This window comes from Pseudomonas putida, from assembly GCF_002025705.1.
Taxonomy (GTDB): domain Bacteria; phylum Pseudomonadota; class Gammaproteobacteria; order Pseudomonadales; family Pseudomonadaceae; genus Aquipseudomonas; species Aquipseudomonas putida_J.
Genome location: NZ_CP018846.1, coordinates 476,240 through 485,000 on the forward strand (window position 1 = coordinate 476,240; position 8,761 = coordinate 485,000).

Genomic DNA, 8,761 nt, shown 5'->3' on the forward strand with positions numbered 1-8,761 from the left:
AGCAGCATTGATGAGGTGTGAATTGAATAAGTGGCTGTTTCCTGCCGTGACGGCGCTGGTGGTGCTCCAGGGTTGTTCGACCGTGCAGCGTGGCAACATTCCGGTGGTGGACTCGAGCACCCGGGTGTCCAATAGTGAGCGTGTCCAGGCCAATCGTTCGGCTGCGGGCATGAGCAACGGCACCTCGCAGGCGCAGTCGCTGCCCGAGGACTCAGGCGTGACCGTCATGATTCCGCAAGGCGCTGGTGCTGCCGGCATCCAGACGTTCCCGGCGGCCAACGGCGCGGCGCCGATCAGTACCGGCCCGATCACGCCAGGCCCGGTTAGTTCGGGTCCGGTCACTTCGGTGCCAATGACCACCAATCCTAACCCGATTGCCGATGAACCGTTCGATATCGCCTCGATGAACAGCACGCCAGCTGCTTCTGGCGCACCGACCGGCATTCCGCGCAGCAATACGGCTTCCGGTGGTCTGTCGGCCGATGAACAGCTCGACGGCCCGGTGCTGGCGCTGCTGACTACCGCCCAGTCGCAGCAGGGCACCGGTGACTACAATGGTGCCGCCTCAAGCCTGGAGCGTGCCCAGCGCATCGCCCCGCGCGAGCCGCAGGTGCTGTTCCGCCTGGCCCAGGTGCGCCTGTCGCAAGGCGACGCGCCGCAGGCCGAGCAACTGGCCCGCCGTGCGCTGACCTACGCCAATGGCCGCCCCGACCTGCAGGCCGAGCTGTGGAATACCATTGCCCAGGCCCGCGAGAAGCAGGGTGACAGCGCCGGTGCCGCCCTGGCGCGGCAGAAAGCGCGGGTCAACTCGTGATGATCGAGCAACGCATTCTCGACATCGCCGACCATCTGCTGCTCATCGAGCGTGAGCTGCAGGTGCAGGGCTGGTGGGATGACGAGCCGCCCAGCGACGAAGCACTGGCCAGCACCGTACCGTTCGCGGTCGACACGCTCAGCTTCGAGCAGTGGTTGCAGTGGATCTTCCTGCCACGCATGAAGATCATCATCGAGCTCGGCCACCCGCTGCCCAATGCCTCGAGCATCCTGGTGATGGCGGAAACCGTGTTCACCGATCGTCCGGAGGAAAGCCGCGAGCTGCGCCGGCTGTTGGCAGCATTCGATCAATTGATCGCTCCTTCCGCCTGATTTCTTCAGTTTTTCCTTCAAGGGCCGCAGATTGTGGCCCTTTTTTATGGAAATCTTATTTTTTCTGCTGCTGACTTGGTTTTTAGTGGTGGCAGGAATTCATCTTGGGGAAAAATTGGCAATAATTTTTCTTGACTTGTAGGCGCCAAATCACAAGAATCCAGATTCCGCTGTAGAGGGACTGCCAGAAGCAGACCCGCTAAGCAGATCATGAGGCGCACACCCGCGCCGCCTGTTACACCCCGCAACGCGTTACCTCGCGCTGGGTGGGAAACCCCCGCAACACTCTGGGGAGCTCCCAATACTTGCTCAGTCAGTGCTGAACGTTCGCTCATGCTCTGCTTGGCAGTAAACCTATTAAGACCCGTCCACTAGGGACGGTATTCTGGCGTTTTAGAGGTGAACAACGTGGAGCTTTTATCTGGCGCTGAGATGGTCGTCCGCTTCTTGCGTGACGAAGGCGTTAAGCACATCTACGGGTACCCTGGTGGTGCTCTCCTTCATGTTTACGACGCACTGTTCAAAGAACCGGAAGTGGAACACATCCTGGTTCGTCACGAGCAGGCGGCAACCCATATGGCGGACGGCTACGCCCGCGCCACCGGCAAGGCCGGTGTGGTGCTGGTAACCTCCGGCCCGGGCGCAACCAATGCTATTACCGGCATTGCCACCGCCTACATGGACTCGATTCCGATGGTCATCCTGTCCGGCCAGGTGCCTAGCACCATGGTTGGTACCGATGCCTTCCAGGAAACCGACATGATCGGTATCTCGCGGCCGATCGTGAAGCACAGCTTCATGATCAAGAATCCGACCGAGATCCCTGAAGTACTCAAGAAAGCCTTCTACCTGGCGCAATCCGGTCGCCCAGGCCCGGTCGTGGTCGACATTCCAAAAGATATGACCAATCCGGCCGAGAAGTTCGAGTACGTCTATCCGAAGAAGGTCAAGCTGCGCTCGTACAGCCCGGCTGTACGTGGTCACTCCGGCCAGATCCGCAAGGCTGCCGAGATGCTCCTGGCTGCCAAGCGCCCGATCGTCTACGCCGGTGGCGGCGTGATTCTCGGCGGTGGCTCCGAAGCGCTGACCGAAATCGCCAAATCGCTGAACCTGCCAGTCACCAACACCCTGATGGGTCTGGGCGGCTTCCCGGGTACTGACCGTCAGTTCCTCGGCATGCTCGGCATGCACGGCAGCTTCACCGCCAACATGGCCATGCACAATGCCGACGTGATCTTCGCAGTCGGTGCGCGTTTCGACGACCGCGTGGTCAACGGCCCGGCCAAGTTCTGCCCGAACGCCAAGATCATCCATGTCGACATCGACCCTGCGTCGATTTCCAAGATGATCAAGGCCGACGTGCCGATCGTCGGCCCGGTCGACAGCGTGCTCAGCGAAATGCTCGGTATCCTCAAGGAAATCGGCGAGCAGCCTGACAAGGCGGCGCTGGATGCCTGGTGGAAGCAGATCGACGAGTGGCGTGGCAATGGTGAACTTTTCCCTTACGACAAGGGCGACGGCAACGTCATCAAGCCGCAGAAGGTCATCGAGACGCTCTGCGAAGTGACCAATGGCGATGCCTTCGTCACTTCCGACGTTGGTCAGCACCAGATGTTCGCGGCGCAATACTACCGCTTCAACAAGCCGAACCGCTGGATCAACTCCGGTGGCCTGGGCACCATGGGCTTCGGCTTCCCGGCGGCGATGGGCGTCAAGCTCAACTTCCCGGATCAGGACGTGGCCTGCGTGACCGGCGAAGGCAGCATCCAGATGAACATCCAGGAGCTGTCCACCTGCATGCAGTACGGCCTGCCGGTGAAGATCGTCAACCTGAACAACGGTGTGTTGGGCATGGTTCGCCAATGGCAGGACATGGCCTACAACGGTCGTCACTCGCACTCGTACGTCGAGTCGCTGCCTGACTTCATCAAGCTGGCCGAGGCCTATGGCCATGTGGGTATCCGCATCACCAGCCTGAAAGACCTCAAGCCGAAGCTGGAAGAAGCGTTTGCGATGAAGGACCGCCTGGTGTTCATCGACATCGCGGTCGACCGCAGCGAGCACGTCTATCCGATGCAGATCAAGGATGGCTCGATGCGTGACATGTGGCTGAGCAAGACGGAGCGTACCTGATATGCGGCACATCATTTCCCTGCTGCTGGAAAACGAACCCGGTGCTCTGTCCCGTGTGGTCGGCCTGTTCTCCCAGCGCAACTACAACATTGAAAGCCTGACCGTGGCGCCGACCGAAGACCCGACCTTGTCGCGTCTGACGCTGACCACCGTTGGCCATGACGAAGTGATCGAACAGATCACCAAGAACCTGAACAAACTGGTCGAAGTGGTGAAACTCGTCGACCTGTCGGAAAGCGCTCACATCGAGCGTGAACTGATGTTGGTCAAGGTCAAGGCCACCGGTGCCCAGCGCGCCGAGATCAAGCGCACCACGGATATCTTCCGTGGCCAGATCGTCGATGTGACCGCCAGCGTGTACACCGTGCAGCTGAGCGGTACCAGCGACAAACTGGACAGCTTTATCCAGGCGATCGGCACCGCATCGATTCTCGAAACCGTGCGCAGCGGCGTTACCGGCATTGCCCGGGGCGACAAAGTGCTCAGCATCTAAATTCAAAAATTAGCGATGGCTCCGCAGGGGCCGAGATATAACCAGGGGTATTTTCATGAAAGTTTTCTACGATAAAGACTGCGACCTTTCCATCATCCAGGGTAAGAAAGTCGCCATCATCGGTTACGGCTCCCAGGGCCACGCTCAGGCGTGCAACCTGAAGGACTCCGGTGTAGACGTTACCGTCGGTCTGCGTAAAGGTTCGGCTACCGTTGCCAAGGCTGAAGCCCACGGCCTGAAAGTTGCCGACGTGGCTACCGCCGTCGCTGCTGCCGACCTGGTCATGATCCTGACCCCGGACGAGTTCCAGGGCCAGCTGTACAAGAACGAGATCGAGCCGAACATCAAGAAGGGCGCTACCCTGGCCTTCTCCCACGGCTTCTCGATCCACTACAACCAGGTTGTTCCGCGTGCCGACCTCGACGTGATCATGATCGCGCCGAAAGCCCCGGGCCACACCGTTCGTTCCGAGTTCGTCAAAGGCGGCGGCATCCCTGACCTGATCGCTATCTACCAGGACGCTTCGGGCAACGCCAAGAACGTTGCGCTGTCCTACGCCGCTGGCGTCGGTGGCGGCCGTACCGGCATCATCGAAACCACCTTCAAGGACGAGACCGAAACCGACCTGTTCGGTGAGCAGGCTGTTCTGTGCGGCGGTACCGTCGAGCTGGTAAAAGCCGGTTTCGAAACCCTGGTTGAAGCTGGCTACGCGCCGGAAATGGCCTACTTCGAGTGCCTGCACGAGCTGAAACTGATCGTTGACCTCATGTACGAAGGCGGCATCGCCAACATGAACTACTCGATCTCCAACAACGCCGAGTACGGTGAGTACGTCACCGGTCCGGAAGTCATCAACGAAGAATCCCGCAAGGCCATGCGCAACGCTCTGAAGCGCATCCAGGACGGCGAGTACGCGAAGATGTTCATCTCCGAAGGCGCTACCAACTACCCATCGATGACCGCCAAGCGCCGCAACAACGCCGCTCACGGCATCGAAATCATCGGCGAGCAACTGCGCTCGATGATGCCGTGGATCTCGGCTAACAAAATCGTCGACAAGACCAAGAACTAAGTCTTATCGAAAGATGAAAAACGCGGCTTCGGCCGCGTTTTTTCGTTCTGGCAGCCAGCTTCTGGTATAAAGCAGACCAGTGGCCCGCCGTCAGAACCTGTTTCGCGGGCCCGTGTCGAACATTTTCCATCCTGTTGCAAGGTACCCTCCATGAGCGAACGTCCCGAAGAGCCGAACAAGCCCTCCGACGCCGAAAGCCTGCTACCTGTCGATGAGCACGTTGAAGAAGGGCATGACGCCGAAGGGCGCAAGGTGCGCCATCGCGGCATCTATCTGCTGCCTAACCTGTTCACCACCGCCAACCTGTTTGCCGGTTTCTATTCCATCATCAGCTCGATGAGCGCGCAGAGCGCTGGCGACCCACGCGAGGCGAGCAAGTATTTCGCCTTCGCCGCCATTGCGATCTTCGTGGCCATGGTGCTCGACGGCCTCGATGGCCGTGTGGCGCGCATGACCAATACCCAGAGCGCCTTCGGTGCCGAGTACGACTCGCTGTCGGACATGGTCGCCTTCGGCGTGGCTCCGGCCTTGTTGGCCTTTGGTTGGGCGCTGGGTGACATGGGCAAGGTAGGCTGGATGGTCGCCTTCATCTATGTGGCCGGTGCGGCGCTGCGTCTGGCTCGTTTCAATACCCAGGTCGGCACTGCCGACAAGCGCTACTTCATCGGCCTGGCCAGCCCGGCTGCCGCCGGCGTGGTCGCCGGTACCGTGTGGGCGTTCAGCGACTACGGTATCCAGGGTTCCAAGCTGTCGTTCCTGGTGGCGCTGCTGGTGGCTGCCGCGGGCATGCTGATGGTCAGCAACATCAAGTACAACAGCTTCAAGGAGCTGGACCTCAAAGGGCGCGTACCGTTCGTGGCGATCCTGGCGGTGGTGCTGGTATTTGCCGTTGTGTTCAGCGATCCGCCGCGCATCCTGCTGCTGATCTTCCTCGCCTACGCGGCATCTGGGCCGATCCAGTTCCTGCTGCGCGGACGTCGGCGCAAGGCGTGATAATTATTTAACGTTGGAATAACCCTCCGGCTCCATAGTCTTACTGGTACATCCGTTATCCAGTGCTGTGGAGCCGATCATGCTCATCAAGCTTCCCAGGTCTTCCGACTGCAAGGCAGCGGAGATCACCCCCGAAGGCATCTACCTTTCCCGGCGTACCCTGCTCGGTGGCTCATTGGCCGGCTTGGCCCTGGGCGCTTTACCCGGTGCGGCTAGCGCAGTTGAAGTGTCGCGTTATGCCGATGTGGCGGCCGGCTCCGCGCCAGCCTGGTTTACCGACAAGCTCGCTGCTGCGCGCTGGCAGGCAGTGGCGGTCAAGGACGAGGCGATCACGCCCTTCAAGGATGCCACCCACTACAATAACTTCTATGAGTTCGGTCCTGACAAAGGCGACCCGGCCGCCAATGGGGGCAGCCTGAAGACCGAGCCCTGGTCGATAGTGGTGGATGGCGAGGTGGGCAAGCCAGGGCGCTATGCGTTGGAAGACTTCGTCAAACCCTATCAGCTTGAAGAGCGTATCTACCGGTTACGCTGCGTCGAGGCGTGGTCGATGGTCATTCCCTGGCTTGGCTTCCCCTTGGCGCAGGTGCTCAAACAGGTCGAGCCGACTTCGAAAGCACGCTATGTGCGTTTCGAGACGTTGAAGGATCCGCAGCATATGCCCGGGCAGCGTTCAGGTTTTGCCTTGATCGACTGGCCTTATAGAGAAGGCTTGCGCCTTGATGAGGCGATGCACCCTCTGGCGATATTGGCAGTCGGGATGTATGGCCGGGAGCTGCCTAATCAGAATGGCGCACCGTTGCGTCTGGTGGTGCCTTGGAAGTACGGGTTCAAAAGTATCAAGTCGATCGTGCGAATCAGTCTGGTGGCCGAACAGCCGGGGACTACCTGGCAGGGGCTGGCTCCCGATGAGTATGGCTTTTATGCCAATGTGAATCCGACCGTTGACCATCCGCGCTGGACTCAAGCCCGCGAGCGGCGCCTGCCAAGCGGGCTGTTCAGCCCGAATGTGCGACAAACACAGATGTTCAATGGCTACGCCGATGAAGTGGCGTCGCTGTATACCGGGCTCGATCTGCGGAAGAACTATTGATGCGCTATCCCTGGTTTCGGCTTGCCATTTTTATAGTCGGGTGTCTGTTCCCTGTGTGGTGGTTGTACGAGGCAGCGATGAATCTGCTAGGGCCGGACCCAGGGAAGATCATGATGGATCGGCTTGGGCTCGGCGCTCTGACATTCTTGCTGGTAACCCTATGCATGACCCCCTTGCAGAAGTTGTCGGGGTGGCCGGGTTGGGTCGTGGTGCGGCGGCAGCTGGGATTGTGGGTGTTCGCCTATATCGTGCTGCATATCCTGGCCTATCTGTTCTTCATTCTCGGGCTGGATTGGGGGCAGTTGGCGGTTGAGCTGCGCAAGCGGCCATACATTATTGTCGGTGCACTCGGCTTTCTTGGGTTGCTGGTGCTGGCGGCTACCTCGAACCGGTATAGCCAGCGGCGACTGGGGGCGCGGTGGAAGAAGCTGCATAAGTTGGTGTACGGGGTGCTTGGGCTGGGGCTGCTGCATTTCCTGTGGGTCGTTCGTTCGGATCTGAGGGAGTGGGCTATCTATGCATGCATTGCTGCTGTGCTGATGTTGGTGCGGGTTCCTGTGGTTTCGCGTGTGCTTCCCAGGATTGCCCGGAAGCAGGGGAGGGCGGTTTGAGGATGGGGCTGGCCGGTTACCTGTTTTGAGCCTTTCGATTGGAATATTTCAAATAAATGAAATTAACGGTTGACGGGGTTTCGAATCCCCTTATAATGCGCCCCACTTCCAGCGACATCGGAACGACAAACTCCTTGAGATTCAATGAGTTAGGTAGTTAAGGTGAGGTTGGAGGCGCTTCGATCGAGTGATCGATAGCGGGTGAGATGAAGGTTGACAGCGGTTTTAAACGCTGTATTATTCGCCTCCCGCTACGAGAGATCGCAGCGAGCCAAGTGTTTGAAGCTAAACGAGTTTCTCGCAAAAAACTTCAAAATAAACGCTTGACAGGCTCTGAGGAAAGCGTAGAATGCGCGCCTCGGTTGAGACGAAAAGCTCTTAACCAAACGCTCTTTAACAAATCGAATCAAGCAATTCGTGTGGGTGCTTGTGAGTACGGACTGATAGTCACAAAGATTATCAGCATCACAAGTGACCATGCGAGAAATCACATAGTCATTTGAGATTGCTGAGCCAAGTTTAGGGTTTCTTAAAAACCCAAGCAGTATTGAACTGAAGAGTTTGATCATGGCTCAGATTGAACGCTGGCGGCAGGCCTAACACATGCAAGTCGAGCGGATGACGGGAGCTTGCTCCTTGATTCAGCGGCGGACGGGTGAGTAATGCCTAGGAATCTGCCTGGTAGTGGGGGACAACGTTTCGAAAGGAACGCTAATACCGCATACGTCCTACGGGAGAAAGCAGGGGACCTTCGGGCCTTGCGCTATCAGATGAGCCTAGGTCGGATTAGCTAGTTGGTGAGGTAATGGCTCACCAAGGCGACGATCCGTAACTGGTCTGAGAGGATGATCAGTCACACTGGAACTGAGACACGGTCCAGACTCCTACGGGAGGCAGCAGTGGGGAATATTGGACAATGGGCGAAAGCCTGATCCAGCCATGCCGCGTGTGTGAAGAAGGTCTTCGGATTGTAAAGCACTTTAAGTTGGGAGGAAGGGCAGTAAGTTAATACCTTGCTGTTTTGACGTTACCGACAGAATAAGCACCGGCTAACTCTGTGCCAGCAGCCGCGGTAATACAGAGGGTGCAAGCGTTAATCGGAATTACTGGGCGTAAAGCGCGCGTAGGTGGTTTGTTAAGTTGGATGTGAAAGCCCCGGGCTCAACCTGGGAACTGCATCCAAAACTGGCAAGCTAGAGTACGGTAGAGGGTGGTGGAAT

The 8,761-nt window shown here is 58.4% G+C and carries 8 protein-coding genes and 1 rRNA gene (1 of these 9 only partly in view); all 9 read left to right on the forward strand.

What is annotated here, in order from left to right:
* Positions 1-10: 10 nt before the first annotated feature.
* Entirely contained in the window at positions 11-814 is an 804-nt protein-coding gene (locus tag BUQ73_RS02240) for a tetratricopeptide repeat protein (RefSeq protein WP_079226499.1), read from the forward strand.
* Positions 814-1,146, forward strand: coding sequence for a YqcC family protein (locus BUQ73_RS02245; protein ID WP_079226500.1), 333 nt, complete (start codon positions 814-816; stop codon positions 1,144-1,146). Before BUQ73_RS02240 ends, BUQ73_RS02245 begins: the two co-directional genes overlap by 1 nt.
* Before the next feature lie 408 nt (positions 1,147-1,554).
* On the forward strand, positions 1,555-3,279 hold the full coding sequence (locus BUQ73_RS02250; protein WP_060484248.1) for an acetolactate synthase 3 large subunit: 1,725 nt from the start codon (positions 1,555-1,557) through the stop codon (positions 3,277-3,279).
* Position 3,280: 1 nt separating this feature from the next.
* Complete coding sequence (gene ilvN / locus BUQ73_RS02255) at positions 3,281-3,772, forward strand: acetolactate synthase small subunit (RefSeq protein ID WP_003250040.1); 492 nt, start codon at positions 3,281-3,283, stop codon at positions 3,770-3,772.
* A gap of 55 nt (positions 3,773-3,827) precedes the next feature.
* A complete protein-coding gene (gene ilvC, locus BUQ73_RS02260; protein WP_027917653.1) occupies positions 3,828-4,844 on the forward strand; it encodes a ketol-acid reductoisomerase in 1,017 nt (338 codons plus the stop codon).
* Between the two features lie 150 nt (positions 4,845-4,994).
* Complete coding sequence (gene pssA, locus BUQ73_RS02265) at positions 4,995-5,837, forward strand: CDP-diacylglycerol--serine O-phosphatidyltransferase (protein WP_027917652.1); 843 nt, start codon at positions 4,995-4,997, stop codon at positions 5,835-5,837.
* Between the two features lie 79 nt (positions 5,838-5,916).
* Positions 5,917-6,930: a protein-methionine-sulfoxide reductase catalytic subunit MsrP gene (gene msrP / locus BUQ73_RS02270; RefSeq protein ID WP_079226501.1), complete on the forward strand. Its 1,014-nt coding sequence runs from the start codon at positions 5,917-5,919 to the stop codon at positions 6,928-6,930.
* The gene (msrQ, locus tag BUQ73_RS02275; protein ID WP_079226502.1) at positions 6,930-7,541 is read left to right on the forward strand and encodes a protein-methionine-sulfoxide reductase heme-binding subunit MsrQ; all 612 of its coding nucleotides are present in this window, start codon (positions 6,930-6,932) and stop codon (positions 7,539-7,541) included. The genes msrP and msrQ overlap by 1 nt, the downstream gene beginning before the upstream one ends.
* Positions 7,542-8,090: 549 nt before the next feature.
* Positions 8,091-8,761, forward strand: a 16S ribosomal RNA gene (locus tag BUQ73_RS02280); it runs 866 nt beyond the window's last position.

Bases quoted from the DNA above. Each gene is read 5' to 3' on its own strand.
- BUQ73_RS02240 (WP_079226499.1), top strand. From the start codon at position 11: ATGAGGTGTGAATTGAATAAGTGGCTGTTTCCTGCCGTGACGGCGCTG.
- BUQ73_RS02245 (WP_079226500.1), top strand. From the start codon at position 814: ATGATCGAGCAACGCATTCTCGACATCGCCGACCATCTGCTGCTCATC.
- ilvN (WP_003250040.1), top strand. From the start codon at position 3,281: ATGCGGCACATCATTTCCCTGCTGCTGGAAAACGAACCCGGTGCTCTG.
- ilvC (WP_027917653.1), top strand. From the start codon at position 3,828: ATGAAAGTTTTCTACGATAAAGACTGCGACCTTTCCATCATCCAGGGT.
- pssA (WP_027917652.1), top strand. From the start codon at position 4,995: ATGAGCGAACGTCCCGAAGAGCCGAACAAGCCCTCCGACGCCGAAAGC.
- msrP (WP_079226501.1), top strand. From the start codon at position 5,917: ATGCTCATCAAGCTTCCCAGGTCTTCCGACTGCAAGGCAGCGGAGATC.
- msrQ (WP_079226502.1), top strand. From the start codon at position 6,930: ATGCGCTATCCCTGGTTTCGGCTTGCCATTTTTATAGTCGGGTGTCTG.